The sequence below is a fragment of the Streptococcus halitosis genome (assembly GCF_027691175.1).
GTDB classification, from domain to species: Bacteria; Bacillota; Bacilli; order Lactobacillales; family Streptococcaceae; genus Streptococcus; species Streptococcus halitosis_A.
The window spans coordinates 621,690-648,075 of record NZ_JAQFBD010000001.1 but is presented as its reverse complement, the minus strand read 5'-3'; the positions used below and the strand labels follow the sequence as shown (position 1 = coordinate 648,075).

The 26,386-nt window shown below is 41.4% G+C and carries 27 protein-coding genes and 1 riboswitch; of the genes, 5 read left to right on the top strand and 22 right to left on the bottom strand.

What is annotated here, in order from left to right:
* Positions 1 to 32: 32 nt before the first annotated feature.
* From PG086_RS03135 to PG086_RS03075, 13 genes are all read right to left on the bottom strand, one after another.
* Positions 33 to 1,460 carry a cytosine permease gene (locus PG086_RS03135; protein WP_270747806.1) on the bottom strand — a complete coding sequence of 476 codons (1,428 nt, stop codon included), beginning with the start codon at positions 1,458 to 1,460 and terminating at the stop codon, positions 33 to 35.
* Between the two features lies 1 nt (position 1,461).
* Complete coding sequence (locus PG086_RS03130; protein ID WP_033584961.1) at positions 1,462 to 1,647, bottom strand: hypothetical protein; 186 nt, start codon at positions 1,645 to 1,647, stop codon at positions 1,462 to 1,464.
* Between the two features lies 1 nt (position 1,648).
* Positions 1,649 to 3,427 carry a phosphotransferase gene (locus PG086_RS03125; protein ID WP_270747803.1) on the bottom strand — a complete coding sequence of 593 codons (1,779 nt, stop codon included), beginning with the start codon at positions 3,425 to 3,427 and terminating at the stop codon, positions 1,649 to 1,651.
* Between the two features lie 585 nt (positions 3,428 to 4,012).
* Complete coding sequence (locus tag PG086_RS03120; protein WP_033584957.1) at positions 4,013 to 4,723, bottom strand: ABC transporter ATP-binding protein; 711 nt, start codon at positions 4,721 to 4,723, stop codon at positions 4,013 to 4,015.
* Entirely contained in the window at positions 4,723 to 5,487 is a 765-nt protein-coding gene (locus PG086_RS03115) for an ABC transporter ATP-binding protein (RefSeq protein WP_033605914.1), read from the bottom strand. Before PG086_RS03115 ends, PG086_RS03120 begins: the two co-directional genes overlap by 1 nt.
* Entirely contained in the window at positions 5,487 to 6,443 is a 957-nt protein-coding gene (locus PG086_RS03110) for a branched-chain amino acid ABC transporter permease (protein ID WP_000856262.1), read from the bottom strand. The genes PG086_RS03115 and PG086_RS03110 overlap by 1 nt, the downstream gene beginning before the upstream one ends.
* Before the next feature lie 3 nt (positions 6,444 to 6,446).
* The gene (locus PG086_RS03105; protein WP_007517552.1) at positions 6,447 to 7,316 is read right to left on the bottom strand and encodes a branched-chain amino acid ABC transporter permease; all 870 of its coding nucleotides are present in this window, start codon (positions 7,314 to 7,316) and stop codon (positions 6,447 to 6,449) included.
* 120 nt (positions 7,317 to 7,436) lie between these two features.
* Positions 7,437 to 8,597, bottom strand: coding sequence for an ABC transporter substrate-binding protein (locus tag PG086_RS03100; protein ID WP_033605915.1), 1,161 nt, complete (start codon positions 8,595 to 8,597; stop codon positions 7,437 to 7,439).
* An 87-nt stretch (positions 8,598 to 8,684) separates the two neighbouring features.
* Positions 8,685 to 8,954: a YlbG family protein gene (locus PG086_RS03095; RefSeq protein ID WP_000462130.1), complete on the bottom strand. Its 270-nt coding sequence runs from the start codon at positions 8,952 to 8,954 to the stop codon at positions 8,685 to 8,687.
* Between the two features lie 79 nt (positions 8,955 to 9,033).
* Positions 9,034 to 9,624, bottom strand: a complete 591-nt coding sequence (locus PG086_RS03090) for an ATP-dependent Clp protease proteolytic subunit (protein ID WP_000613460.1) — start codon at positions 9,622 to 9,624, stop codon at positions 9,034 to 9,036.
* A 174-nt stretch (positions 9,625 to 9,798) separates the two neighbouring features.
* A complete protein-coding gene (gene upp / locus PG086_RS03085; RefSeq protein ID WP_000515972.1) occupies positions 9,799 to 10,428 on the bottom strand; it encodes a uracil phosphoribosyltransferase in 630 nt (209 codons plus the stop codon).
* A gap of 88 nt (positions 10,429 to 10,516) precedes the next feature.
* A complete protein-coding gene (locus PG086_RS03080; RefSeq protein ID WP_000136990.1) occupies positions 10,517 to 10,984 on the bottom strand; it encodes a deoxycytidylate deaminase in 468 nt (155 codons plus the stop codon).
* Positions 10,985 to 11,002: 18 nt separating this feature from the next.
* Positions 11,003 to 11,560, bottom strand: a complete 558-nt coding sequence (locus PG086_RS03075; protein WP_033584950.1) for a TetR/AcrR family transcriptional regulator — start codon at positions 11,558 to 11,560, stop codon at positions 11,003 to 11,005.
* A gap of 124 nt (positions 11,561 to 11,684) precedes the next feature.
* On the opposite strand from PG086_RS03075, the gene PG086_RS03070 reads away from it, so the two are divergent.
* Genes PG086_RS03070 through PG086_RS03060 form a run of 3 tightly spaced genes read left to right on the top strand, consistent with a single transcriptional unit; the run spans position 11,685 to position 14,238 of the window.
* Positions 11,685 to 12,530 carry a DegV family protein gene (locus PG086_RS03070; RefSeq protein ID WP_084853841.1) on the top strand — a complete coding sequence of 282 codons (846 nt, stop codon included), beginning with the start codon at positions 11,685 to 11,687 and terminating at the stop codon, positions 12,528 to 12,530.
* A gap of 57 nt (positions 12,531 to 12,587) precedes the next feature.
* Complete coding sequence (locus PG086_RS03065; protein ID WP_033588896.1) at positions 12,588 to 13,763, top strand: NAD(P)/FAD-dependent oxidoreductase; 1,176 nt, start codon at positions 12,588 to 12,590, stop codon at positions 13,761 to 13,763.
* A 19-nt stretch (positions 13,764 to 13,782) separates the two neighbouring features.
* Positions 13,783 to 14,238, top strand: a complete 456-nt coding sequence (locus tag PG086_RS03060) for an 8-oxo-dGTP diphosphatase (protein WP_009729949.1) — start codon at positions 13,783 to 13,785, stop codon at positions 14,236 to 14,238.
* A gap of 28 nt (positions 14,239 to 14,266) precedes the next feature.
* On the opposite strand, the gene PG086_RS03055 is transcribed toward PG086_RS03060, so the two are convergent.
* Positions 14,267 to 15,007, bottom strand: a complete 741-nt coding sequence (locus PG086_RS03055; RefSeq protein WP_270747796.1) for a MerR family transcriptional regulator — start codon at positions 15,005 to 15,007, stop codon at positions 14,267 to 14,269.
* A gap of 252 nt (positions 15,008 to 15,259) precedes the next feature.
* On the opposite strand from PG086_RS03055, the gene PG086_RS03050 reads away from it, so the two are divergent.
* On the top strand, positions 15,260 to 16,600 hold the full coding sequence (locus tag PG086_RS03050; RefSeq protein ID WP_270747795.1) for a sodium-dependent transporter: 1,341 nt from the start codon (positions 15,260 to 15,262) through the stop codon (positions 16,598 to 16,600).
* Positions 16,601 to 16,640: 40 nt separating this feature from the next.
* Here PG086_RS03050 and manA read toward each other — a convergent pair whose 3' ends face one another.
* The 8 genes from manA to PG086_RS03010 form a co-directional block, all read right to left on the bottom strand.
* On the bottom strand, positions 16,641 to 17,585 hold the full coding sequence (gene manA / locus PG086_RS03045; protein WP_009729946.1) for a mannose-6-phosphate isomerase, class I: 945 nt from the start codon (positions 17,583 to 17,585) through the stop codon (positions 16,641 to 16,643).
* Between the two features lie 119 nt (positions 17,586 to 17,704).
* The gene (locus PG086_RS03040; protein ID WP_167266310.1) at positions 17,705 to 19,144 is read right to left on the bottom strand and encodes a 6-phospho-beta-glucosidase; all 1,440 of its coding nucleotides are present in this window, start codon (positions 19,142 to 19,144) and stop codon (positions 17,705 to 17,707) included.
* Between the two features lie 131 nt (positions 19,145 to 19,275).
* The gene (locus PG086_RS03035; RefSeq protein WP_001291473.1) at positions 19,276 to 19,536 is read right to left on the bottom strand and encodes a SemiSWEET family transporter; all 261 of its coding nucleotides are present in this window, start codon (positions 19,534 to 19,536) and stop codon (positions 19,276 to 19,278) included.
* Positions 19,537 to 19,740: 204 nt separating this feature from the next.
* Entirely contained in the window at positions 19,741 to 20,088 is a 348-nt protein-coding gene (locus tag PG086_RS03030) for a VOC family protein (protein WP_167266313.1), read from the bottom strand.
* Positions 20,089 to 20,197: 109 nt separating this feature from the next.
* Positions 20,198 to 21,973: a pyruvate oxidase gene (spxB, locus tag PG086_RS03025; protein ID WP_167266316.1), complete on the bottom strand. Its 1,776-nt coding sequence runs from the start codon at positions 21,971 to 21,973 to the stop codon at positions 20,198 to 20,200.
* A 212-nt stretch (positions 21,974 to 22,185) separates the two neighbouring features.
* Positions 22,186 to 24,429 carry a heavy metal translocating P-type ATPase gene (locus PG086_RS03020; protein ID WP_270747787.1) on the bottom strand — a complete coding sequence of 748 codons (2,244 nt, stop codon included), beginning with the start codon at positions 24,427 to 24,429 and terminating at the stop codon, positions 22,186 to 22,188.
* A 9-nt stretch (positions 24,430 to 24,438) separates the two neighbouring features.
* A complete protein-coding gene (locus PG086_RS03015) occupies positions 24,439 to 24,810 on the bottom strand; it encodes a cupredoxin domain-containing protein (RefSeq protein ID WP_000935056.1) in 372 nt (123 codons plus the stop codon).
* Positions 24,811 to 24,820: 10 nt separating this feature from the next.
* Entirely contained in the window at positions 24,821 to 25,216 is a 396-nt protein-coding gene (locus tag PG086_RS03010; protein WP_001167199.1) for a CopY/TcrY family copper transport repressor, read from the bottom strand.
* 183 nt (positions 25,217 to 25,399) lie between these two features.
* Positions 25,400 to 25,498: riboswitch (TPP riboswitch) on the top strand.
* A gap of 83 nt (positions 25,499 to 25,581) precedes the next feature.
* On the opposite strand from PG086_RS03010, the gene thiD reads away from it, so the two are divergent.
* The gene (thiD, locus tag PG086_RS03005; protein WP_000221724.1) at positions 25,582 to 26,373 is read left to right on the top strand and encodes a bifunctional hydroxymethylpyrimidine kinase/phosphomethylpyrimidine kinase; all 792 of its coding nucleotides are present in this window, start codon (positions 25,582 to 25,584) and stop codon (positions 26,371 to 26,373) included.
* The last annotated feature ends 13 nt before the right edge of the window (positions 26,374 to 26,386 follow it).

The window sequence follows — 26,386 nt, the reverse complement described above, 5'->3', positions numbered from 1 at the left end:
AAATTAAGAGGGAACCGTAGTCCCCTCTCTTCTTAAATCGTAACAGTGTCTCGATCTTTTATCATATAACGTTTCAGTGGGCTAAGACTGGCTAGCCAATATAGTAGACCGCCAAATAGCGCAGTAAATCCGCTACCCGTTGTGATTAAAAAGATTGGACTTTGAATTTGTGCAGTTACAGGGTTGTAGACAAATAGTACCGCTACCAATAAGGAGATAAATACGCAAGACAAGCCAACTAAGTTAAATCCTTTAGTAAATTCGTAGGCGTTATGCCCTTCAAGGAAATAGGCTGAACGCAAGTCGAGTTTTCGTTTTCTTAAGATAAAATAGTCGACAACAATCATACCAATAATTGGCCCCTGAATATAGGCGGCTAGGGAGATGAAGGATCCGAAATACTCTTCTACTCCTCCCCAGATAGTGAGTAGACTCACGTAAACCATGGCAATCCAAACCATTAGTCTATAGCTTACTTTGGGCATCCCGCTTTTGACAATCATACAGTTCACGTACGATCCTGTCCCCTGGGTTCCAATATTGGCAAAGGCTACTAGTAGTAGACTTAAGAGAGCAAAGGCTGGGGTGCTTAGAGTTGATAGCATGGTTGTTGGATCACTTTCATAAACACCTGTTTTGACAAACATGGCTAGAGCCATGACTCCACCTGTCGCAACAAAGAATGGAGCCACAACTCCGTATGATAAGGCTGTAGCCCAATAACCACTGCGTTCTGATTTTGCTAAACGCGGTAAAACCAATGCTTGTGTAGACCAAGAAAAGGCAAATGCAACATTTCCTTCTCCAGAGAGCATGAAGCGTTCTAATGGCGTCAAATCTCCTTGAGTGGCTGGCTGGATATTCATAATATCCGTTATAGGAACGGCGACAAAGCAGATTCCAACGATGATGAGACCGACAATCAACAAGGCGATAACCAAGAAGCGATTGGTCCATTTAATCACTTCTGGACCTCCAAGAGCAATGAGAGTTCCAAGAAGAACACAGAGGGTACCAAGAATAGGTGCCCATACTCCCTTGTCCAAACCAAGACCAAAATTATTTGCCAAATGAATCATGGAACTGGCAAAAAGATTGGCCGCAACAGCATACCATCCAAAGTTAGCCAAGCTAATAATGGTTGATAACAGGGCTACACCTCTTTTTCCTAGAACAGCTCTCAACCAAATCCACAAATCAATTCCATATTTAACCGCAAACAAAATAGGGAGACATTCAATAAAGACCCAGATAATGTTAAAGCTAAAAATATTTATCAACATTTGATTAAAGGTCAAATATTGAGCTACATATGCCCCTTGGGTATAACACCAAGTGGCAATGGCAAAACCACTTGTCGATAGAAAGAGATCCCAAAAAGAATACTGACGATCCTTATTGGTCATGGGAACAATTCCGGTTATGGTTTCTTGTTGGATATAGTCATTCATTTTAGACATGTTATTGAATTCCTCCCGTCATTGCTAAGATAATCAAAATAAGGTTGATTAGGACTATGGAGATGATTAAAATGAAATCACTTTTTAGGAAGGGTTGAACAAACTCGTAGTTTGGAGACTCCATTTCTTCCAATCTTCTCTTTGTTTCAGCTGCTACTAATTCTTCAATTTCGGATGTCGTTTTCATCTTAGTTTTCCTCCAAATACAAGTCAAGGGCCAGTTGTCCATATTGTTTGGTATAGCGATACCAGATGTAGAGAAACTCACCGACTGGTTTTCCGACACTCTCCTGGAACAAAGCCCACAAGAACCAATAATATGAGGTCACTGCTACATAAGCCAAGTAGTGACGTTTGGTTTTCTTATCTGGAACTTCTTGTAGATACAATTCCAGTACTTTTTCAGCATCTGCTACAGTATAATTGGAACACGCAATAAAGGTTCCCAAATCTCCTGCTGGCTCTCCCATTCCAGAATATTCCCAATCAATCAAGCTCATTTCGCCTGCTTCATTCAATAAAAAATTAGGACTATAGGAATCTCCATGACAAAGAACAACCTGTTTCGGTTCATTCTGTAAATAATTTTTGAGAAGTGAAACAGTTTCATCCAATTCCTCGAGACCATCAAACTCGAATCGATTTCTAGCCTTCAATTTTTCTCTAAAATCATCAATTCCTTCAAATTGGTCAAAGGAATGTTCCGTTTTTTCTCCAGATTGGTGTAACCGTCTCAAGAGGTCCATTGCTTGTGCCACATCATCCCAATTATCATAATCCAGTTGCTTAGCATTGGGAATAAATTCTGAAATCTTCCAGCCCTCATCCTTGTTCATAGCTACGAAGGTACGGTCAATCTTTAATTTTGCAGCAATTTCCATAGAAGCTGCTTCACTAGCTCGGTCGATATAATTTTCCGTTCCCCTGCCCGGATGACGGTAAACATATTTTTTCCCTAGACAGTCAAATGAAAATGATGTGTTGGTTAACCCATCTTTTAGAGGTTTGATATTGACAATATCTGAAGCCACACACTTTAATGTCTTACAGATATTATCGATAATAGCTGAGTCTGCATTTACCAAATAACGTTCATCAAATTGTCGGAGTTCATCTAGTGAATCAAATTCTTTAACAATATCCGCTGAATAGTGACGAGCTTCTAAAAGGAGTTCCTTGACATGCCGACTATAATAATCCTCCCAAAGCTGTTCCCGATAAGGTTCGTGCTTAAACTCGGTTTCTAAAATTTCCTTAAATTTCTCGCTAAATGCACGGTCAAAATAAACGTGCCCCACCATAGCCCAAGTATTTTCTCCACCAATCTGGATATCAACGATAGTGTGATTTGAATTCTCTATAGCACAATATTCGTCCGTTTGACCTTCTACAAAAATCGTCGAGTAGTAACCTCTATAAATATATTGCTCAAACGGATTTTCCACAAAATAATTATCTGATGAACAAATATAAGTGTTGGAAAGTTTATCTTTAACCAACATAAGAGACGAACAGTTATTGTATTTGTAGTAATCATTATTCACTACAATTTTCACACCAAACTTCTCTGCAAGATAGAACATTTTTTCTTGAAGATAGCCTACGATAATGGTTATATCTTCTATTCCTGCTTCTTGCAGCTGTCTGATTTCCCTCTCTATCAAGCGTTCCCCCTTGACTTGAAGCAATCCTTTTGGAATCTCATAAGACAAAGGAGCAAAACGACTACTCATGCCAGCAGCCATTATAATAGCATTTTCTACTCGATAGGGTTCTAAAACTTTCTGACCTAGTTCTGTTAAGTGAAGCTCCTCATCAAGCCACTTCTCTTCTTTCAGTTTTTTCAATAGTGTGTTAACTGTCCCTACAGATAGACCTAACTCTTCAGCTAACTGTCTCTGAGTAAATGTCTTTTCTTTATGTATCAACATAAAACGCAAAAGTTTAAATTGTTTTTCTGTTAGCATTTCTCAGTCCTCCTGTTCAATTTTTTCTTACTCATATTATAATATGAACAAAAAGGACTGTCAATTCAAACACGAAATCATCTAGTTAAAATTAAGGCACCATTTCATCTATTTCCAAAATCCAACTATAAACGAAAAAGCTCCTAAGTTGGAGCTCCAGAACATTCTATCATCTGATGATTGGGAAAGTAAGTCCCTGTTATAGGATGATTGTTTGACCATCTTCATCTAACCATTGAAATGTCCCCCGGTCTATAGGGAAATTGCTTATGCAATCTCCATTCGCAACCTAAACTAGTCTCCCAGACCAGAGGAGAATTGCTTGCGCAATTCTTATCCGCTGACTAAAAAGGTCCCCCGGGTCTATAGAGGGATTGCTTGCGCAATCTCCATCCGCAACCTAAACTAGTCTCCCAGACTAAAGGAGAATTGCTTGCACAATTCTTATCCGCCGACTAAAACAATCCACTGGATTGGATGATTACTTACGCAATCCTTATCTGCCGACTAAAAAGGTCCCCCGGTCTATAGGGAAATTGCTTGCGCAACTCTCATCCACCGACTAAAACAATCCACTGGCTTGTTTTAGCCACCTAGATATGCTTTTCTGACTTCTTCTGATGAGGCTAGTTCTTTTCCTGTTCCTGATAGGACGATCTTGCCTGTTTCAAGTACATAACCACGGTCAGAGATAGCAAGAGCCTTGTTAGCGTTCTGTTCAATTAGGAGAACTGTTGTTCCTTGCTTCTGAATATCTTGAATGATATCAAAAATTTCTTGGATAAAGATCGGGGCAAGTCCCATTGACGGCTCATCCAAGAGAAGGAGCTTAGGTGTAGACATGAGAGCGCGTCCCATAGCCAGCATCTGCTGTTCACCACCTGAAAGAGTTGCCGCATCTTGGTTTTTGCGTTCTTCCAGACGAGGGAAACGTGAAAAGACTTTTTTCAAGTTGGCTTGATTTTCTTCACGATTTTTCTTCAAGAAAGCTCCCATTTCTAGATTTTCCATAACAGTCAAACCTGGGAAAACATGGCGTCCCTCAGGAACTTGTGAAAGACCACCTGCCACGATTTTTTGCGCTGGCAACTTTTGAATTTCTTTTCCTAAAAACTGAATTTTACCAGCACTTGGACGAACCAAACCTGAAAGGGTACGAAGAATGGTTGTTTTACCAGCACCATTGGCACCGATAAGGGAAACAACTTCACCTTCATTAACCTCGAAACTCACATCACGAACTGCTTGAATCATACCATAATGTACAGAGAGGTTTTCAACTTTTAACATAGGCATTAGGCTTCACCTCCTAGATAAGCTTCGATAACACGTTTATTCGTCTTAATTTCGTCAGGAGTTCCCTGAGCAATCAAGCGACCATATTCCAGAACATAGATACGCTCAGTGACTTCCATAACCAAATTCATGTCGTGTTCGATAAGCATGATGGTAATTTTAAATTCATCTTTGATACGACGGATCAATTCTGTCAATTCAGCTGTTTCTTGAGGATTCATCCCAGCTGCCGGTTCATCCAAAAAGAGGATTTTAGGTTCGGTTGCCAGAGCACGAACGATTTCTAATCGACGTTGTTGACCATAGGCCAGATTCTTGGCAAGAGTATCTGCATCACTATCCAAATCAAAGATCCTCAGCAAGTCCAAAGCTTTGCCTTTTAATTCTTCCTCATTCTTATAAAAAGCTGGTAGGCGTAGAAAGCTCGCAAGGACATGTTGTTTATGATGATTGCTAAATGCAATCAAAACATTTTCCAAAACTGTCAAGTCCTTGAACAAACGAATATTTTGGAAGGTACGACTGAGACCAAGTGAAGCAATCTTGTAGGGAGTTTTCCCATTTAGGAGATGACCATCTAGTGTCACAGTACCTTCGCTTGGTTCATAAACACCGGTCAAGAGATTGAAAAGGGTTGTTTTACCTGCCCCGTTTGGTCCAATCAGACCAACCAATTCTCCCTCGTTCAATTCAAGAGTGACATCTCCAACAGCTGTTAGACCGCCAAAATGTTTGGTTAACTGTTTAACTTCAAGTAATGCCATTAGTTTTGTCCCTCCTTCTTAGATTTTTTAAAGAAACGTGACAGACTCAATTCCCATGTCCCAAGAAGTCCACCTGGTCTGAAAATCATCACCAATACAAGAGCCAAAGCGTAGATGATCATACGTACGCTTGCTACATCCTGAAGGAGCATATTTAAAATTCCTAAAACAATCGCTGAAACGATGGTACCAGTAATCGATCCAAGTCCACCAAATACAACAATAATCAACACGTTGATGGAATTAATAAAGGTGTAATCTTTGGGCACAACAGATCCGATAAAACCAGCCTGAAGTGAACCAGCAATACTTGCTGTAATGGCACCAAAGACAAAAGCGATAATCTTGATCTTTGTAGTGTTTACCCCAACAGACTCTGCAGCGATCTCATCCTCACGAACAGATAGAGTAGAGCGTCCGATTGGACTACGTAGGAAGTTGAGAGTTGCAATAGTTGTGATCACCACAAAAAGATACACCATTTGCCAGTTGGTAAAGTTTGGAATACCCAAGATACCAGCGGCACCATTGGTCAAACTGCCACCATTAATGATAAAGATACGGATGATTTCTGAAACACCTAGTGTCGCAACAGCTAGGTAGTCACCCTTCAAGCGTAGTGTTGGAATTCCAACGAGCAAAGCAACTGCACCAGAAATCAAGGCACCCAAGACCATTGCTCCAAAGAAGGCACCATAGGTTGGTGATTTTGAACCAATAATCGCTGCTGCATAAGCCCCAATCGCCATAAAACCAGCATGACCGAGTGAGAATTGTCCTGAAAAACCAACGATTAAGTTCAAACCTACTGCAAGGATGATATTAATCCCAATTTGTTCTAAAATTTGAACATGGAATAGATTGAGAACACCAGCAGAAACCAGTACACTAATCAACCCATAACCCGCTAGCAGAAGGAATAACCAGAGAATATTTACTTTAAGATTTGTCTTCATTGTTTACACCTTCTCTTTCACATTCTTACCAAGGATACCTGCAGGACGAATAATCAGAATCAAAAGCAAGATCCCATATACGATGGCATCACGGAAATCAGACATACCAAAGGCAGTTGCAAAAGTTTCCAACAAGCCAATCACAAATCCCCCTAAAGCTGCACCAGGAATAATCCCGATACCACCAAGAACGGCCGCAACGAATGATTTTAGACCTGGAGTCACGCCCATCAAAGGTTCAAGAGAGTTGTAGTAAAGGGCAATGAGGACACCTGCCGCACCGGCAAGGGCTGAACCCAAAGCAAAAGTAAAGCTGATTGTACGATTTACATTAATTCCCATCAATTGAGCTGCGTCGCTATCAACTGATACCGCACGCATGGCTTTCCCCATTTTTGTTTTTTGGACGATTAATTGCAATAAAACCATCAACAGTACAGACACTGCTAAAATCATCAATTGAACATTTGTCAAGCTAATTGGTCCCAAGTCAAAGCGGACTGTTTCAATTGCTTGAGGGAAGGCACGAGTATTGGCACCTACTAGATAAACCATTCCGTATTCCAGTAGGAAAGACACTCCGATGGCAGTAATCAATACGGCAATACGTGTAGAGTGTCGCAAAGGACGGTAGGCAAGAAATTCAATCACAACACCAAGTAGTGCGGTTCCTGCCATTGAAATAATCAAAGCTAAAAAGAAATCCATTTGGAAGGAATTAATCAAAAAGTAACCAATAAAGGCACCTATCATATAAATATCACCGTGGGCGAAGTTGATGAGTTTGATAATTCCATAAACCATGGTATAACCCAAGGCCAAAAGTGCATAAACACTACCCAGAATTAAACCATTCACAAGTTGTTGGAGCATAGCATTCACTCTTTTCTATCGTTATTTTTTAGAAGATTTTCATCATTTTCACAAGTTCATAAACACCGAAACAGGGAGTGAGTCAAAGGCTCATTCCCTATTTCAACTACTATTCTAATGTTATGGTTTTACAACTTCTGCTGCTTCTACTTTACCATTGTTCATGGTCATCATGTAAGCAGTTTTCACTGTATTGTGGTCAGCATCAAAGCTCGTTTGACCAGTTACACCATCAAAATCTTTTGTTTTAGCAAGGTTATCCTTGATCTCACCTGAGTTTTTAGCACCTTTTGCAGCATTGGCTACTAGGTAAACTGAGTCATAAGCCAAGGCTGAGAAGGTTGAAGGTTCTTCATTATATTTAGCACGGTATGCTTCGAGGAAGGCTTTAGCTTTTTCAGAAACATCAACTGTAGTTGAGAATCCTGAGATGAAGTAAATGTTTGATGCTTTTTCAGCTGTTGCTTGCTGAACAAATTCTTCACCGTTAAATCCATCACCACCAACGATTGGTTTATCAATTCCCATACCACGGGCTTGGTTTACGATTTTACCTGCTTCTGTGTAGTAGCCTGGAACAACGATAGCGTCAAACTCTTTCCCTTTCATTTTAGTAAGGGCTGCTTGGAAGTCTGTATCACCTGCTACAAACGTTTCATCTGCTACAATCTCACCCTTGTAGGTTTCGCGGAAAGATTTAGCAATACCTTTAGCATAGTCACTAGCATTGTCAGTATAAAGAACAACCTTCTTAGCATTCAATTTGTTTGTCACATAGTTTGAAATAATCTTCCCTTGGAAGCTATCTTGGAATGTTCCGATAAATAGGTAATCTTGACCTTTGGTCAATCCATCTTGAGTCGCACTTGGTGAAATCAATGGAACCCCTGCTTGAGTAGCGTTGGCTACAGCTGCAGCAGTTGCACCAGATGTCGCAGGTCCTACAATAGCTGTAACTTTTGATTGGGTCACTAGGTTCGTTGTAACAGAGGCAGCCTCAGCAGTTTCAGATTTGTTATCTTTATCCACAACTTCGATTTGTTTTCCATCGATACCACCTGCAGCATTGATTTCATCAACAGCAAGTTGAGCACCTTTTTGTTCAGAAGTACCATAGGCAGCTACAGCACCTGTTTCTTCAAAGTTAAAACCGATTTTGATAGTCTTTTCGTCTACTGGGTTACCAGTTGTATTTGACGCTCCTGACTTGACCTCTCCACAAGCAGCGAGAAGAGCTACGCTAGCAAGAGCCACAAAAGATAGGGCAAATTTTTTCTTCATTTTTAATCTCCTTATAGTTGTTTCAAAAATAGTATGTTAAGAATATACCGAATTATCAGAAAATTGTCAACCTTTTTATTCACTTTTTTAAATGATAACGTTTTCTTCATTTCGATAGAGATTCCCAACAAAGGGAGTTTCTAACTCTTGAATGTGACACCGCCTAATTTTCTTGATAAATCTTTCCTTACCTAATCTCTCTACTAAGTCATCTAACTCCTCAGTTGGAACATAGAGTTGCAAGTAGCGATGCTTCTTAGAATGGTAACAGATGTCACCGTATTCCTGAAGTTTCTTTGCATCCCGATTATAGTAAAGATAGATGATTAATCCTGATCGATTGACCTTTTCAAACATGATAAATCCTCTTTCTAAGAAATCTTCTCCTAATTATATCAAAAAAAGCAAACCCCGTCGAGTTTGCTTTTTAGCTTGGTTAGCTCAAAGAATTGTTGACCATGATTTCATCAATAAAACCATACTCAAGTGTTTCTTGGGCACTCATCCAGTAATCACGTTCTGCGTCTACATGAATTTGCTCGACTGATTTACCAGAGTTATCTGCAAGGATTTGCTCCAAAGTCTTACGAGTTTTAAGCAAGTGCTCTGCAGCGATTGCCATATCGGTTTGTTGGGTACCACCACCTGTACCACCCATTGGTTGGTGAATCATATACTCTGCATTTGGAAGCATGAAACGTTTGCCTTTTGCTCCACTTGATGCAATGATAGTCCCCATTGAGGCTGCCATCCCCATCACGATGGTTTGGACATCTGCCTTGATAAAGTTCATAGTATCAACGATTGCCAAACCAGCTGAAACAGAGCCTCCAGGTGTGTTGACATAAAGGTAAATATCTTTTGTACTGTCTTGGGCATCCAAGAAGAGCAATTGGGCAATAACGGAATTGGCCATGTTGTCTTCAACTGGTCCAGTCAACATGATGATACGATCTTTTAGTAGACGTGAGTAAATATCATATGAACGTTCTCCACGGCTTGTTTGTTCAATAACTACAGGAATCATTCATTTCTCCTTTTAATGTTGAATTTTCTTAGTCATACGACTTCAATACAGAACTATTATATCTTTTTGGTCAAAAAAGGTCAAATTTTTGCTCTATTCTCTAAACAGAAACAAAAACTCAACCTCCTTTCAAGTCAAAAACAAACTTCTAGTTTCAATATTTACTTTGGGATTTTATTTAGTACCGAACAAGCGGTCTCCAGCATCTCCAAGACCTGGAACGATATAACCGTGTTCGTTCAAGCGTTCATCCAAAGCCGCAGTAAAGATTTCTACATCTGGGTGTGCTTCTTGAAGGGCTTTTACACCTTCTGGAGCAGATACCAGGCAGACAAACTTGATATTGGATGCGCCACGTTTTTTAAGTGAATCTACAGCCAAGATTGCTGAGCCACCTGTTGCCAACATTGGATCAACGACAAAGATTTGACGTTGGTCAATATCCTCAGGCAATTTCACCAAGTATTCAACTGGTTGAAGGGTTTCTTCATCACGGTACATACCGATGTGTCCAACTTTTGCTGCTGGAACCAGATTCAAGAGACCATCTACCATCCCGATACCTGCACGCAAAATTGGGACAATCGCCAATTTTTTACCAGCCAATTGTTTTTGAACGGTCTTTGTGATAGGTGTTTCAATTTCAACGTCTTCAAGTGGAAGATCACGAAGTACTTCATATCCCATCAACATTGCAATCTCATCTACTAGCTCACGAAAAGCTTTTGTAGAAGTGTCTGTACGACGCAAGATTGACAATTTGTGTTGAATGAGTGGATGATTAATGACTTCAATTTTTCCCATTTTCTGAGTTCCTTCTTTCAATTTATTCTTCTTATTATATCAAAAAACGGTTTAAAAAGCTTTCTAAACCATTTATTTTTATTAATTTTTAAATCAAATCTGCCTCTTGAAGAGCTGTCTGAACAGTCTCTAATGGTAAATGGGTTAACTCGGTGCCTTTTTCATGATAAAGGTACTGGGCATAGTCATCCATTCGGTACTGGTTGATATAAACCACGCGCTTGCAACCAACTTGTAGCAGTTGTTTGGTGCAGTTCAGACAAGGGAAATGGGTCACATAGGCTGTAAATCCTCTGGGAACCCCTCGCTCAGCCCCTTGGAGAATAGCATTAACCTCGGCGTGAAGGGTTCGAACACAGTGACCTTCAATGACCAGACATTCGTGGTCAATACAGTGTTCCGTTCCTGATACGGAACCATTGTAGCCTGTTGAAATGACTTTATTGTCCTTAACGAGGACAGCTCCCACCTTGGCACGTTTACAGGTCGAACGATTGGCAATCAGTAAAGCCTGAGCTGCAAAGTACTCATCCCAAGCCAGTCTTTTTTCTGTCATAATTCTTCTCCTTATTCCCTATTTTTTGAAAAATGGCAAGCGTAAATCTGCAATCTTTTCAGCCGGAACCTTCATGCCATCCTTGATCCATTTGAGCAGAACCGATACGATGGCAGAACTCCAAAAGGAATGAAGATAGCTGCTGACACCTTTTGACTTTCCGTGGTATTTTTCTAGAAATTCCTGCATGGCTTGGACGAAAATCTTTTCCAAATGGTAGTCCAGAGCAAGTTGGATAACCTTGGCTTCTTTCTTGGCTGCTCTGAAAAGGTGAACCCAGACTAGATAAAGGTCGGTTTTGACATCGTAGTGGCTCAACTGTTCCATAATGTTATGGACACTGCGTTTAAAAACACTTTCCAAAATCTCTTCTTTGGAGTCATAGTTACGATAGAAGGCAGCACGAGAGACGCCCGCCCGCTTGACTAATTCTGAAATACTGATCTTTGCCAAGTCCTTTTTCTCTAGAAGTTGCAAAAGAGCCGTCTCGATTGCTTCTCTGGTTAAAAAATTGGATTCTTGATTTGATTTTCTGAGATTTTCAAGAGATTTTTCAGATATTCTACGTTCAGACATAACAATTTCTTTCTACTTGTGACAACAGAGAGGTGGTACTTTTGTTTCAAGGGCTTTCATGATATAATTGTAAAAAAAGACAGAACCTTTGTCAATGTATAAGTGACAAAGATGGAGAATTTCTATGACTTGGAAGATTGTGGCTGACTCTGGTTGTGATTATCGTCAACTGGCAACTCCTGCTATTGATACTGAATTTGTTAGTGTTCCTTTAACCATTCAAGTAGCTGATCAGGTCTTTATCGATGATGCCAATCTTAACATTGACCACATGATGGAAACCATGTATGCGACTTCTGAGGCTTCAAAATCAGCTTGTCCTAGCCCTGATGATTACTTGCGAGCATTTGAAGGTGCTAAGCATATCTTTGTCGTTACTATCACTGGTACTCTTTCAGGTAGCCATAATAGTGCACAGCTCGCTAAAAATATCTACCTTGAAGAACACCCTGACACTCAGATTCATGTGATTGATAGTTTATCTGCTGGTGGGGAAGTTGACCTAATTGTAGAAAAAATCAATGACTTGATTGATCAAGGACTTTCTTTTGAAGAAATTGTTGAAGCTATTACAGCCTACCAAAAAAAAACGAAGTTACTCTTTGTTCTTGCTAAAGTTGATAACTTAGTCAAAAATGGCCGTTTGAGTAAGCTGATCGGTACAGTCGTTGGCCTCCTCAACATCCGTATGGTTGGGGAAGCAAGTGAAACTGGAACCCTAGAACTACTCCAAAAAGCGCGTGGACCAAAAAAATCCCTTCAAGCAGCCTATGAAGAAATCATCAAGGCTGGCTACGCTGGTGGCCGTATCGTCATGGCTCATCGCAGCAATGAAAAATTCTGTCAGCAATTGTCAGAACGCTTGCTGGAAACCTTCCCACAAGCCAATATCAAAATCATCCCGACGTCTGGTCTCTGCAGTTTCTATGCAGAAGATGGCGGTTTGTTGATGGGATATGAAATCAACTAAGATTATGAGCAACAAGAGATGCCAAGCATCTCTTGTTTTTTGTGGTACAATAGAGCTATGAAACATTTTGATACTATTGTTATCGGTGGTGGACCTGCAGGCATGATGGCTACGATTTCCAGTAGTTTTTATGGTCAGAAAACTCTTCTCATCGAAAAAAATCGCAAACTCGGAAAAAAATTAGCTGGAACGGGTGGTGGTCGTTGTAATGTGACTAACAACGGAAGCTTAGATGACCTTCTGGCTGGAATTCCTGGAAATGGACGCTTTCTGTACAGTGTCTTTTCCCAGTTTGATAACCACGATATCATCAACTTTTTTACGGAGAATGGTGTTAAACTTAAGGTCGAGGACCACGGACGCGTCTTTCCTGCTAGTGATAAGTCTCGGACTATTATCGAGACACTAGAAAAGAAAATCACTGAACTCGGTGGTCAAGTTGCTACTCAAACAGAAATTGTTTCGGTTAAAAAGATAGACGACCAGTTTGTCCTTAAGTCCGCAGACCAAACCTTCACTTGTGATAAACTCATTGTCACAACTGGCGGAAAATCCTATCCTTCCACTGGTTCGACTGGTTTTGGACATGAGATTGCCCGTCATTTTAAGCATACCATTACTGAGCTTGAGGCTGCTGAGAGTCCTTTGTTGACTGATTTTCCACACAAAGCGCTTCAGGGGATTTCACTAGACGATGTGACCTTAAGCTATGGTAAGCATGTCATCACTCACGATCTGCTCTTTACCCACTTTGGTTTGTCGGGCCCTGCTGCTCTGCGTATGTCCAGCTTTGTCAAGGGTGGAGAAGTTCTTTCACTGGATGTTTTGCCTCAACTTTCTGAGAGCGACTTGGTAGCATTTCTAGAGGAAAATCGGGAAAAATCCTTGAAAAATGCTTTGAAAACTTTGCTTCCAGAACGTTTAGCAGAGTTCTTTGTGCAAGGCTATCCTGACAAAGTTAAACAGCTAACTGAAAAAGAACGCGAGCAACTTGTCCAATCTATCAAGGCTCTCAAAATTCCTGTGACTGGCAAAATGTCTCTTGCCAAATCCTTTGTAACTAAAGGCGGTGTCAGTCTCAAGGAAATCAATCCCAAAACTCTGGAAAGTAAACTCGTTCCTGGGCTCCACTTTGCTGGTGAGGTACTGGATATCAATGCCCACACGGGTGGCTTTAACATCACTTCTGCCCTCTGTACTGGCTGGGTAGCAGGAAGTCTGCATTATGATTAAATATCAAAGGTTGTAAAAAATGAATAGAAGAGAATCAGTTGAATTTGTCAACATGTGCATGATTCAAAACGGAGACAAGGTTCTGGTCCAAGACAGAGTTAGCCCTGACTGGCCTGGTATTACTTTTCCTGGTGGTCATGTTGAACGTGGCGAATCCTTTGTCGATGCTGTCATTCGTGAAGTGAAAGAAGAAACTGGTCTGACCATTTCCAAACCCCAACTCTGTGGTATCAAAAACTGGTACGATGACAAGGATTATCGTTATGTCGTCCTTTTTTACAAGACGGAACACTTTACTGGTGAACTCCAGTCTTCAGACGAAGGGAAAGTTTGGTGGGAGGATTTTGAAAATCTATCTCATCTTAAACTAGCTACTGAGGATATGTCTGATATGCTTCGTGTTTTTTTAGAAGAGAATCTCAGTGAATTCTTTTACTACAAAGACGGTGACGACTGGCTTTATGATTTGAAGTAAAAAATAGGCTAGGAAATTCCTAGCCTATTTATTCTGCATTTGTCTGAACGTAAGTTGCAATAACATCTGATGTGTATTGAGCTGTTCCAGAACCAAATTTGTCAATGTTTTCCTTAAACTCTGGGTTGTAGACGTAGCCTTTACCGATATGACCGAATACCTCAATAGAGCAGTCAAATCCATAAGTACGAAGGGCTTGCAAGAGCTTAGCTGCTTGCTCTTGGTTTTCAGCTGCTGTTGCAGGCAGACCAGCTTGAAGATTTTGAGCCAAGGCTTGAAAGACTTGGTTAAAGGCAGTCGTAGCCTCGTCTTCACGGCCTTTTTGGCGCTCGAGGGCCTGATCCATGACTTCTTGACCATATTTCTCTACCGCCTCTTGGTGGTATTTTTGATTGTCTTGATAGCTGAATCCAGTGAATTTTTCCTCAATCGTCATTTTTCTTTCTCCTTTTTGTTCTTGAATGGTTTTTTGCAAGGTGGAAATCAAGGTATCCAGATGTTGCCTTTCTTGGGTCAAATAGTCCAACTGTCTGGTCAAATGGGGCAATAAATCTGTCCTTTCTTCCTTTAACAGCTCTGCTATTTTTTCTAAAGAAAAACCTAGATATTTGTAGTACAGAATGACCTGAAGTCGTTCCAAATCCTCTTGATTGTAGGTTCGATAGCCATTTTCCGACTTTAAGGGAACCAGAAGTCCTATCTTATCGTAGTGGTGCAGGGCCTTGACAGAGACACCTGAAAGCTGCGCAGCTTCTTTTATATGGTACATGATTTCCTCCTTACAAGAAATAGTATAACTCCTCCCCTTAGGTCAGAGTCAAGTGTTTTTGAGAAAAATTTTTAACTTTTTGAGAAAGGTGTGAAAACTTGAAAATGGTTTTCTTGACAGACCTTAGAAAACATGATAGGATAGTCAAGTCTATCAATCAAACAGAAGGCTCATAGAGAGCCATTGAGAGAGGGCTATTTGACAACTCAAGTAGCCTTTTCTTATTTTAAAAAAGAGATTGGAGTTTCAACTATGTCAGAAAAATCGCAATGGGGCTCGAAACTAGGCTTTATCCTAGCATCTGCTGGTTCAGCTATCGGACTTGGAGCCGTTTGGAAATTTCCCTACATGACTGCTGCTAATGGTGGGGGAGGCTTTTTACTAGTCTTTCTCATTTCCACTATTTTAATCGGTTTCCCGCTCCTGCTGGCTGAATTTGCCCTAGGTCGTAGTGCTGGCGTTTCCGCTATCAAAACCTTTGGAAAACTAGGCAACAATAACAAGTACAACTTTATCGGTTGGATTGGTGCCTTTGCCCTCTTTATCCTCCTCTCCTTTTACAGTGTTATCGGAGGATGGATTTTAGTCTATCTAGGTATTGAGTTTGGAAAATTGTTCCAGCTTGCTGGGACGAGTGATTATGCTCAGTTGTTTACTTCAATCATTTCAAATCCAGCCATTGCCCTTGGCGCACAAGCTGCCTTTATCTTGTTGAATATCTTTATTGTATCACGTGGGGTTCAAAAAGGGATTGAAAGAGCCTCAAAAGTCATGATGCCGCTACTCTTTATCATCTTTGTTATCATCATCGGGCGCTCTCTCAGCTTGCCAAACGCCATGGAAGGGGTTCTCTACTTCCTCAAACCAGACTTTTCAAAACTAACTAGCGCTGGTCTCCTTTATGCTCTGGGACAATCTTTCTTTGCCCTCTCACTAGGGGTTACAGCCATGCTGACCTATGCTTCCTACTTGGACAAGAAAACCAATCTGGTCCAGTCAGGGATTTCCATCGTAGCCATGAATATCTCAGTATCCATCATGGCTGGACTAGCCATTTTCCCAGCCATGTCAGCCTTCAATATCCAGTCTGAAGGGGGACCAAGCCTCCTTTTCATCGTCTTGCCTCAACTCTTTGACAAGATGCCTTTGGGAACCATTTTCTACATCCTCTTCCTCTTGCTCTTCCTCTTTGCGACGGTTACTTCTTCTGTCGTGATGCTGGAAATCAATGTGGGCAATATCACCAATCAGGACAACAGTAAGCGCGCTAAATGGAGTGCTATTTTAGGGATCTTGACCTTTATCTTTGGTATTCCTTCAGCCCTTTCTTACGGTGTTATGTCGGATGTCCACATCTTTGGGAAGACCTTCTTTGACGCTATGGACTTCTTGGTTTCCAATCTCCTCATGCCATTTGGAGCCCTCTGTCTGTCACTTTTTACTGGCTATATCTTTAAAAAGGCTCTTGCTATGGAGGAACTCCATCTCGATGAAAGAGCATGGAAACAGGGACTTTTCCAAGTCTGGCTCTTCCTTCTTCGTTTCATCATTCCAATCATCATCATTGTGGTTTTCATCGCCCAATTTATGTAATTAAAAAGGACTTGAGTAGTAAACTCAGGCCCTTTCTTTTTTATGGATGACTAACAATCAATTCCAAACCTTGACCTTCCAAGGTCCAAGCTTCGACATCACTTGGTAGGATAAAGTGGCTGCCTTTTTGGATTGGATAGTTTTTCCCGTCAACAGTTAGTTGGCCTTGACCAGCTAAGACACTGAACAGGCTGTAGTCAGCTGTCTTTTCAAAGTCAACTTTGCCAGTGATTTCCCACTTGTAAACTGCGAAGAACTCGCTGGAAACGAGGAGTGTAGAACGCAGGTCATCAGCTTTGACAGTCACAGGTCGGCTATTAGCAGGCTCCCCAATATTTAGAACATCAATGGATTTTTCAAGGTGAAGTTCACGCAAGTTGCCCTTGTCGTCCTTGCGGTCAAAGTCATAGACACGGTAGGTAGTGTCACTAGACTGCTGGGTTTCAAGAATCAAGATACCCGCCCCGATAGCGTGCATGGTACCACTTGGTACATAGAAGAAATCTCCAGCTTTAACTGGTACTTTTGTCAACAGCGCATCCCAGTTTTTGTCCTCGATTTGCTGGCGGAGTTCTTCTTTTGATTTGGCATTGTGACCGTAGATAATCTCTGAACCTTCATCCGCAGCGATGATGTACCAGCACTCTGTTTTTCCGAGCTCGCCTTCATGCTCTAGTCCATAGGCATCGTCTGGGTGAACTTGAACACTGAGCCAGTCGTTGGCATCTAGAATCTTAGTCAACAGTGGAAATACAGGTTCTGGACGATTGCCAAACAACTCACGGTGTTCCGCATATAAAGTAGCTAGGTCTGTTCCCTCAAAACGACCATTGGCAACTTTAGAAACACCATTTGGGTGGGCTGAAATAGCCCAGTATTCTCCTATTTTTTCACTCGGGATGTCGTAGCCAAACTCATCACGTAGCTTGGTTCCACCCCAGATTTTTTCTTGCATAACTGATTGTAAAAATAATGGTTCTGACATCTTGATCTCCTGTCTATTTTTCTCACTTCATTATAGCAAAAAGCTTGATCTAATTGAACTCTTTTTCACATCTTATAAAGTAGGGAGAAGATTTTATAAAAATAGTGAACAAATGTGCTCTACTTAATACTTGCACCATTGCTGGCAATGACATCCTTGTACCAGTAGAAGGATTTCTTCTTGCTCCGTTTGAGACTTCCTTGACCTGCATTATCACGATCCACATAGATAAAACCATAGCGCTTGTTCATCTCGCCTGTTCCAGCTGAAACCAGATCTATACAACCCCAAGTCGTATAACCAAGCAATTCAACGCCATCTTGGTAAATAGCATCTCGCATAGCCTTGATATGGGCCTCTAAGTAAGCAATCCGATAGTCATCTGCTACGTAGCCATTTTCATCTGGCGTGTCCATAGCACCGAGGCCATTTTCTACGATGAACATAGGCTTTTGATAACGATCCCAGATGGCATTGAGGGTGATACGAAGCCCCAGTGGGTCAATCTGCCAACCCCATTCTGAGGATTCCAGATAGGGATTTTTGATAGAGGTAAAGACATTTCCAGCTGTCAGATCCGTCATTTCTGGATCGCCTGAAGCCACTCGACTCGCATAATAAGAGAAAGAAACAAAATCAACAGTGTGATTCTTCAACAAGTCCAAATCCTCTGCCGTCATTTCAATCTTAATTTCCTCACGCTCCCACTGCTTCTTGGCATAGTTTGGGTATTCCCCACGCGCTTGAACATCAATGAAAAAGTAACTCTTACGGTCTTCTTCCATGGCTGCCCAGTAGTCTCTCGGATGGGCAGTGTTAGGATAATATTGCCCTGCTGCCAACATACATCCCACCTTGTTTTCTGGATCAATTTCGTGAGCAATTTTAGTCGCCATAGCCGAGGCTACTAACTCATGGTGGGCTGCTTGGTATTTGACTTGCTCTTGATTTTCCCCCTCTTCAAAACAGATCCCAGCTCCTAAAAAGGGGGCATGCAGAATCATATTGATTTCGTTGAAGGTGAGCCAGTACTTGACCAAGCCCTTGTAACGGGTAAAGAGGGTGCGACAGAGATTTGCGTAAAAGTCCAACATGCGACGGTTGCGCCAACCACCGTACTCCCTGATTAAGTGCATGGGGCAATCGAAATGCGTGATGGTCACCAGTGGCTCGATCCCATGCTTGTGGCACTCCTTAAACAAATCCTCATAAAAGGCTAGACCAGCTTCATTTGGCTCTGCTTCATCTCCCTTAGGAAAAATCCGAGTCCAAGCGATGGAAAGTCGATAGGTTTTAAAGCCCATTTCTGCAAAAAGCGCAATATCTTCCTTGTAATGATGGTACATATCAATGGCTTCCTTTGCTGGGTAAAAATAGCCCTCCTCAAACGAAAACATCTTTTTCTGACCTGTAATAATGGCCTCACGGTCTGGACCAATCGGTACCACATCCACATTAGCAAGACCACGACCGTCTTGATTATAAGCACCCTCACATTGATTAGCCGCCGTTGCACCACCCCAGAGAAAGCCTTCTGGAAATTGTAGTATTTCTGTCATCACTTTACCTCGATTGATTTATTACTTCTATTATACTAAAAAGAAGGCAAAAGGTTTTGAACTTTCTGGATAATGATAGCACTAAACTTACTTTTATATATACGAAAAAAAGACTGAAACCAGTCTTCTTTTTAAATCAAAGCTGTGATAGCCGTTACCAGACCAAAAACGATACCTGGTGCATTAGCAGCCGCGAGGGGAATATCTCTTTCTTTCTTGAAAAGACCGTAATAAACCCATAGACTACAGTTGATGGCTGCGACTAAGGGTTGGATGAAGTTGCCTTTTTGACCAGCCAGGTTGTTCATGATTTGTGGGAAGTAAGAGACATACATCATAACAGACATGAAGGTCGCTACCCAACCCAAAATTTTCATTTGTTTTTCAGACATTTTCAAAACCTCTTTCATTTTTATGAATCATATTTTATAATCTTTCTTCAAAACAATCAAGACTTTGAAGCTTTTGTTATGAAGATGTAAACTATCACAATCTTGTGATAAGAAAAAGACCGGATTGCTCCGATCTTTTAATAATTCACATTCTCAATTTCTGTTTTAAAAATAGCTAAGGTTAACGTCAAATGACTACGCGCCCTACTTCATACGATAAAAATCAATCACTAGACCAGCAGGGCCTTTAACTAGTAGCGATTCCGTTCCCCAATCAGTTACAGCCGGACCGTGTAAAATGTCGGCACCAAGCTCTTTCAACCGTTTGTAGTTCTGCTCTACATCCTCAACCTCAATGTGAAGAATGATTCCTGACTGAAAGTTTTCCAAAGAAATCAAATGTTTCTCTGACAACATAAGACAATGACTGCCAATCGTGAACTGAGCAAAACTGTCATCAACATAATCGGCTTTTTTATTCAAAATACGCTCCAAGTCAGCACAGACTTGAGGAACATCTGAAACGATAATATCTAATTGATTTAAATTCATTTACTATCCTCCAGAAAAAGACCGGATTACTCCGATCTTTTCAAGTTCGACTCTTGAAAATCAAAGAATAAAATCTTCAATGTTTACTTTTGATTTTCGATGAGAGAAATTATTTGATTGCGCGTGATTGCAATCCTTCTTCTTCCAAGAAGAGGCGGAATGGTACAAGCTCTTCTGCTTCGTATTTTTCCTTGAAGGCTTTGATGGCTTCTTCTGAATGAAGTTTTGGATCGAGTTCAAGTACTTCTACTGGAAGTGGACGGTGTTGCGTGATGCGAGCATCGATAACAACAGTTTTACCTTCTTTGTTGAGTTTCACAGCTTCTGCAACAACTGCATCGATGTCTTCGATACGGTCTACTGTAAACCCTACAGCACCTTGTGCTTCAGCGATTTTCGCATAGTCAGCATTAGGGAAGTCACAACCAAACAAGTGTTTGTTTGTGTCTTCGTATTTGTCCTTGATGAAGGCATATTTACCATTTGAGAAGACAACGTTGATAACTGGAAGATCGTATTGAACGTTTGTGATAACGTCTGGGTAGCACATGTTGAATGCACCGTCACCCATGATGTTCCATACTTGGCGATCTGGATTGTCTTTCTTAGCAGCGATACCACCAGGAAGGGCAATACCCATTGTCGCAAAGAGTGGAGATGTACGCCACATGTTCTTAGGTGTCATGTGAAGGTGACGAGTAGATGTTTGAGTAGTGTCACCTACGTCGATTGAGTAGATAGCGTCTTGATCAGCATGTTTGTTGATTGCATTGTAAACTTGGTACAATTGCAATTCACCCTCAGTTTTACCTTCGAGTTTGTTCATGTAATCACGCCAGTTTTGGTTGTTCTTAACGTTTGCACGCCACCATGGAGTAGATTCAACTGGGTTCACTTTGTCAAGAAGGGCTTGTGCTGCTTGACCTGCATCACCAAGAATAGAAGCATCAAGGGCATGACGTTTACCAAGTTTGTAAGGGTCAATATCAACTTGGATGAATTTTTCAGTGTTCTTGAAGGCTTCGTAAACTTCAGCAAATGGGAAGTTTGAACCAAGGAAAAGAACGGTGTCTGCTTCAAAGACCACTTCGTTGGCTGGTTTCCAACCAACACGGTAAGCAGAACCTGTCAAACCTTCGTAGTTCCATTCAAAGGCTTCAAAGTTTTTACCAGTTGTGATGATTGGTGCTTTGATTTTACGTGACAATTCAGTAATCACTTCACCTGCTTTAACACCACCGTAACCAGCATAGATAACTGGACGTTCAGCATTGTTCAAGATTTCAACTGCTTTGTCAATTTCAACTTCGTTCAAAGCAGGAGCGATGAATGAACGTTCGTATGAACCTGAACCGTAGTAAGAGTTTTCGTCGATTTCTTGGAAACCGAAGTTTACTGGGATTTCAACAACAGCTGGACCTTTTTTAGAAACTGCAGCACGGCAAGCTTCGTCGATTACTTTTGGCAATTGCTCAGCGTAAGCGACACGTTTGTTGTAAACAGCGATACCGTTGTACATTGGGTTTTGGTTCAATTCTTGGAAGGCATCCATGTTGAGTTCGTTAACTGGACGTGATCCAAGGATAGCAAGGAATGGAGTGTTATCCATAGCTGCATCGTAAACACCGTTAATCAAGTGAGTCGCACCTGGACCACCTGAACCAACAGCAACCCCGATTGAGCCGCCAAATTTAGCTTGCATGACCGCTGCAAGAGCACCTGTTTCTTCGTGGCGAACTTGCAAGAAACGGATATCTTTGTCTTCAGCCAAAGCGTCCATCAATGAGCTGAGTGTTCCTGATGGGATACCGTAGATTGTGTCTACGCCCCATGTTTTCAATACGTTGAGCATTGCTGCAGATGCAGTAATTTTCCCTTGAGTCATAATGATAACTCTCCTTCAAATATTTTTAAAACTTGATAAATCCGTTTTCATATACTAATTGGAAACGTTTCAGCAAATTTTTACTCTACTACTTTACCACATTTGTTTTGGGTATCCTAAGAATGTGCTCAGAAGTTTTTATTCTCTATTACAGTACAGTTTGAAAACGTTTTTCAGAACTGTTTTATAATAAAAAGCGAGCAAGCTCGCTTTTAGTCTATTTTACTAAAGTTTAGTAAGAGTGAACTAGTCAGAACAGATACAGAACTAAAGGCCATGGCTAGACCAGCCAGTTCTGGATTGAGAACGAGACCAATTCCTGAAAAGACTCCTGCTGCAATCGGAATGCCGGCGACATTGTAGATAAAGGCCCAGAAGAGGTTGAGCAGAATTCGATTAAAGGTTTTCTTACTCATGTCAAAGGCACGAACCACTCCTAGAAGGTTATTAGTTGTCAACACCAAATCTGCTGACTCGATGGCAATATCTGTTCCAGCTCCCATAGCAATCCCGACATCCGCTACACTGAGGGCAGGAGCGTCATTGATACCATCACCAACAAAGGCTACTTTTCCAGCTGATTGTAGTTTATGGATTTCATGGGCTTTTTCTTCTGGCAAGACACCTGCAATGACCTCTTCGATTCCGATCTGATCGGCAATAGCACGCGCCACTCCAGCATTATCCCCTGTCAGCATGACTGTTTTAAGTCCACGTTTTTTCAGCTGACTGATGGCTAACTTGGCATTTTCCTTGGGAATATCTTGCAGGGCAAGCAAGCCTTTGATTTCATTGTCAACAGCCAAGTAGACAACTGTCTTAGCTTCTTTTTCTAGTTCTTCTAGTTTTTCTTGATAAGTGCTAGAAATGTTCATGCCATCCAGCATTTTAGCATTTCCAAGCAGAACTTGTTTTCCATTGATTTGCCCTGAAACACCTTTTCCGTGCAAGGCTTGGAAATTTTCCACAGTTTGAATCTCAAGTCCAGCTTCACTCGCTCGCTTGACAATGGCCTCAGCCAGTGGGTGTTGAGAAGCTTCTTCCAAAGAAGCTGCCAAGCCAAGTACTTCTGTCTCGTCGCCAATGATATCAGTGACCACTGGTTTTCCTTCCGTCAAAGTTCCTGTTTTATCAAAGACAAGAGTTTGGACTTTCTGGATTTCCTGTAAGACGGTTCCATTCTTGAGGAGAACCCCCATCTTGGCACTGCGACCTGTCCCCACCATAAGGGCCGTTGGTGTTGCAAGTCCTAGTGCACAAGGACAAGCGATAATCAAAACAGCCACCCCATAGAGAAGAGAAGAGACAAAGCTCGCTCCAAGCACGACTACACTATCCCTGAACAAGACAAACCATACCCAAAAGGTCACAATCCCTAAAATGACAACCGCTGGTACAAAAATCCCTGAAATCTTATCCGTCAAATCCTGAATTGGTGCTCGGCTGGTCTGGGCTTTCTTCACAAAGTCCACAATCTGAGCCAAAACTGTCTCTGAACCAACTTTTTCTGCCCTAAAAACAAGTGTTCCACTATTATTGATGGTGGAGCCAATGACAGTATCTCCAACTGTCTTGTCCACAGGCAGACTCTCACCTGTCACCATAGACTCATCAATACTAGAGATACCTTCTACTACGACCCCATCAACCGCAATCTTTTCACCGGGACGCACTCGAATCAGGTCACCTGCCTTGACTTGCTCCAAGGGGACTTGAACATAGCTATCATCACGCAAGACTTCTGCAGTTTTAGCCTGCAAGTCAAGTAATTTCTCCACAGCTTGGGAAGTATTTTTTCGCATTTTTTCCTCAAAAACTGCTCCCAAAAGAACGAAGAAGAGGATAAAACCAGCACTTTCAAAGTAAACAGGAAGTCCAGTGAAGAGGGCAACTAAACTATAGACATAAGCTACCAAGGTTCCTAGAGCTACCAAACTATCCATGTTGGCGTTATGTTTTTTAAAGCTAGCCCAAGCACTTCTGATATAAGGAACTCCAGATACCAACATAATGGGTGTCGTAGCTAAGAAAGTTCCCCAAAGCATGACTTGGTGACTAATTCCTCCTGTAGACATACCAATCATGAGAATCACAAGAGGCACAGTAAAGATAGTAGTAATCCAAAAACGTTGTAAAAGTGATAGAGATTTTCGAGTCTTCTCAACTACGGTATAACTCCCCTTTTGCATCTTCATGCCACAAGAAAACTCGTGCTCACCCAAGTCTTGAGGCGTAAAGCGAATAATTTTTTCCTCATCTTGAGCGATTGGTTCTAGAATCCCTTCTTCTTCGAAGAGAACTTCTTTATAACAGTTTGAAGGTGTCACACGGTGAAAAGTAATCTCAGCAGGAATCCCTTTTTGCAGTTGAATGTGGGCTGGATGGTAGCCTTTGTCTGCCGTGATACGGATTTTTTGAATGCCATTTTCTAGGCTTGCTTTCACAATTTCTGTCATAGTCTCCTCCTACTCTACAATCATCTTGCCGTGCATCATGTTCATACCACATGCAAAGCCAAACTCTCCAGTCTGCTCAGGTGTGATTTCCACTACATACTCTTCACCCATAGGCAAGTCCGCATGCACACCAAAATCTGGAAAGACGATCTGATCTAGACAGGGTGAAGGGTCCTTGCGGTCAAAGACAATGCGGGCTGGCACTGATTTTTTAAGAATAATCAACTCAGGCGTATAGCCCCCCATGACTTCCACTCGGATCTCTTGGTAACCCTTTTTTTGCTGGGCCTTTTGTCCAGATTTTTCAGGCTTTTTGAAAAACCAAAACAAGATAAACGCGATAAGGGCAATACAAATAATGGTTACAATACTATTTAACATGACGTCTCCTTTACATACAATTACATCTTACTTCTGTTACAGCGCTTGATTTCTTCTTAGAAATCACAGCTTCTAAGTCTTCCAAGTCAGCCAAAGTGAAATCACATTCCACAATCAAATCAGCCAACAAGTTCTTAATCCTACGAGAACAAACCTTGTCTTTGATATCTTGGACAAGCAAGTCTCGACTCTGGTCCAGAGTTAAAAGGGCTGAATAGACAAAGAACTTGCCTTCTTTTTTCCTTGTCAGACACTCTTTCTCAACCAAACGAGCCAAAAGAGTTTGAATGGTCGACTTGGACCAGTCGAACCGCTCCGCCAGAACCCTGATCAAATCCGTACTGGTCTGCTCTCCTTGCATCCAAATAATCTTCATGACCTGCCATTCTGCATCTGAAATCTGCATCATCACACCTCCTAAATCTACATTTGTCGATTACAGTTATTAGTATACTCTCAAAATCTACATTTGTCAACTATAATTTTTATTATTTTTTCGAAAAATAGAATTCTAATCCTGTAACGAGAGATTTGCAGTCAAATTTCACTATATAAACTATAAAAATATGCTATACTGAAGAAAAAAGAAAACAACCACTAGGGGTGCGTAAAGCTGAGATTAACGACTGTTAGATCCCTTTGACTCAATCTAGGTAATGCTAGCTGATGGAAGTGGAAATGATAATGAGGACTAGCTAGTCTTCTATTTCCTTCCAAAACAGACTAGCTTGTTCTTGAGAATACAAACTTCAGTTGGTTGGGAGGTTTTAGATGACTTATTTACCCGTTGCTCTAACCATTGCAGGAACTGACCCTAGTGGCGGTGCTGGCATTATGGCTGATTTGAAGTCATTCCAAGCGAGAGATGTCTATGGAATGGCCGTTGTCACCAGCCTTGTCGCTCAAAATACCAGAGGTGTTCAATTAATCGAGCACGTCTCCAACCAAATGCTGGAAGCTCAATTGGAGAGTGTCTTTTCGGATATCAAACCTCAGGCTGTGAAAACTGGTATGTTGGCAACTACTGAGATCATGGAGATCATCCAACCCTACCTTAAAAAGCTGGACTGTCCCTATGTGCTGGACCCTGTTATGGTCGCTACGAGTGGGGACACCCTGATTGATACCAGTGCGAGAAGCTTCCTAAAAACAAACCTACTTCCCCTTGCAACCATTATCACTCCCAATCTTCCTGAAGCAGAAGAGATTGTTGGTTTTTCAATCCATGATCCAGAAGACATGCAGCGTGCTGGTCGCCTGATTTTAAAAGAATTTGGTCCTCAGTCTGTAGTTATCAAAGGTGGTCATCTTGAAGGTGGTGCCAAGGATTTCCTCTTTACCAAGGAGGAACAATTTGTCTGGGAAAGTCCACGAATTCAAACCTGTCACACCCATGGTACTGGATGTACTTTTGCTGCAGTGATTACGGCTGAACTAGCCAAGGGGAAGACCCTTTATCAGGCAGTCGATAAGGCCAAGGCCTTTATCACAAAAGCCATCCAAGACGCCCCTCAACTCGGTCATGGTTCTGGCCCAGTCAACCATACAAGTTTTAAAGATTAAGAAAAACTCTCTA

What these genes read in the sequence shown, in the direction of transcription:
- PG086_RS03030 (WP_167266313.1), bottom strand. Translation starts at nt 20,088, where the DNA reads ATGAATTTAAATCAATTAGATATTATCGTTTCAGATGTTCCTCAAGTC.
- PG086_RS03110 (WP_000856262.1), bottom strand. Translation starts at nt 6,443, where the DNA reads ATGAAGACAAATCTTAAAGTAAATATTCTCTGGTTATTCCTTCTGCTA.
- PG086_RS03070 (WP_084853841.1), top strand. Translation starts at nt 11,685, where the DNA reads ATGACTTGGAAGATTGTGGCTGACTCTGGTTGTGATTATCGTCAACTG.
- PG086_RS03015 (WP_000935056.1), bottom strand. Translation starts at nt 24,810, where the DNA reads ATGTTAAATAGTATTGTAACCATTATTTGTATTGCCCTTATCGCGTTT.
- PG086_RS03040 (WP_167266310.1), bottom strand. Translation starts at nt 19,144, where the DNA reads ATGACAGAAATACTACAATTTCCAGAAGGCTTTCTCTGGGGTGGTGCA.
- PG086_RS03065 (WP_033588896.1), top strand. Translation starts at nt 12,588, where the DNA reads ATGAAACATTTTGATACTATTGTTATCGGTGGTGGACCTGCAGGCATG.
- PG086_RS03120 (WP_033584957.1), bottom strand. Translation starts at nt 4,723, where the DNA reads ATGCCTATGTTAAAAGTTGAAAACCTCTCTGTACATTATGGTATGATT.
- PG086_RS03130 (WP_033584961.1), bottom strand. Translation starts at nt 1,647, where the DNA reads ATGAAAACGACATCCGAAATTGAAGAATTAGTAGCAGCTGAAACAAAG.
- PG086_RS03020 (WP_270747787.1), bottom strand. Translation starts at nt 24,429, where the DNA reads ATGACAGAAATTGTGAAAGCAAGCCTAGAAAATGGCATTCAAAAAATC.
- PG086_RS03050 (WP_270747795.1), top strand. Translation starts at nt 15,260, where the DNA reads ATGTCAGAAAAATCGCAATGGGGCTCGAAACTAGGCTTTATCCTAGCA.
- PG086_RS03075 (WP_033584950.1), bottom strand. Translation starts at nt 11,560, where the DNA reads ATGTCTGAACGTAGAATATCTGAAAAATCTCTTGAAAATCTCAGAAAA.
- PG086_RS03035 (WP_001291473.1), bottom strand. Translation starts at nt 19,536, where the DNA reads ATGTCTGAAAAACAAATGAAAATTTTGGGTTGGGTAGCGACCTTCATG.
- thiD (WP_000221724.1), top strand. Translation starts at nt 25,582, where the DNA reads ATGACTTATTTACCCGTTGCTCTAACCATTGCAGGAACTGACCCTAGT.
- PG086_RS03090 (WP_000613460.1), bottom strand. Translation starts at nt 9,624, where the DNA reads ATGATTCCTGTAGTTATTGAACAAACAAGCCGTGGAGAACGTTCATAT.
- PG086_RS03010 (WP_001167199.1), bottom strand. Translation starts at nt 25,216, where the DNA reads ATGCAGATTTCAGATGCAGAATGGCAGGTCATGAAGATTATTTGGATG.
- PG086_RS03100 (WP_033605915.1), bottom strand. Translation starts at nt 8,597, where the DNA reads ATGAAGAAAAAATTTGCCCTATCTTTTGTGGCTCTTGCTAGCGTAGCT.
- manA (WP_009729946.1), bottom strand. Translation starts at nt 17,585, where the DNA reads ATGTCAGAACCATTATTTTTACAATCAGTTATGCAAGAAAAAATCTGG.
- PG086_RS03095 (WP_000462130.1), bottom strand. Translation starts at nt 8,954, where the DNA reads ATGTTTGAAAAGGTCAATCGATCAGGATTAATCATCTATCTTTACTAT.
- PG086_RS03060 (WP_009729949.1), top strand. Translation starts at nt 13,783, where the DNA reads ATGAATAGAAGAGAATCAGTTGAATTTGTCAACATGTGCATGATTCAA.
- PG086_RS03055 (WP_270747796.1), bottom strand. Translation starts at nt 15,007, where the DNA reads ATGTACCATATAAAAGAAGCTGCGCAGCTTTCAGGTGTCTCTGTCAAG.
- PG086_RS03080 (WP_000136990.1), bottom strand. Translation starts at nt 10,984, where the DNA reads ATGACAGAAAAAAGACTGGCTTGGGATGAGTACTTTGCAGCTCAGGCT.
- upp (WP_000515972.1), bottom strand. Translation starts at nt 10,428, where the DNA reads ATGGGAAAAATTGAAGTCATTAATCATCCACTCATTCAACACAAATTG.
- spxB (WP_167266316.1), bottom strand. Translation starts at nt 21,973, where the DNA reads ATGACTCAAGGGAAAATTACTGCATCTGCAGCAATGCTCAACGTATTG.
- PG086_RS03125 (WP_270747803.1), bottom strand. Translation starts at nt 3,427, where the DNA reads ATGCTAACAGAAAAACAATTTAAACTTTTGCGTTTTATGTTGATACAT.
- PG086_RS03105 (WP_007517552.1), bottom strand. Translation starts at nt 7,316, where the DNA reads ATGCTCCAACAACTTGTGAATGGTTTAATTCTGGGTAGTGTTTATGCA.
- PG086_RS03135 (WP_270747806.1), bottom strand. Translation starts at nt 1,460, where the DNA reads ATGTCTAAAATGAATGACTATATCCAACAAGAAACCATAACCGGAATT.
- PG086_RS03115 (WP_033605914.1), bottom strand. Translation starts at nt 5,487, where the DNA reads ATGGCATTACTTGAAGTTAAACAGTTAACCAAACATTTTGGCGGTCTA.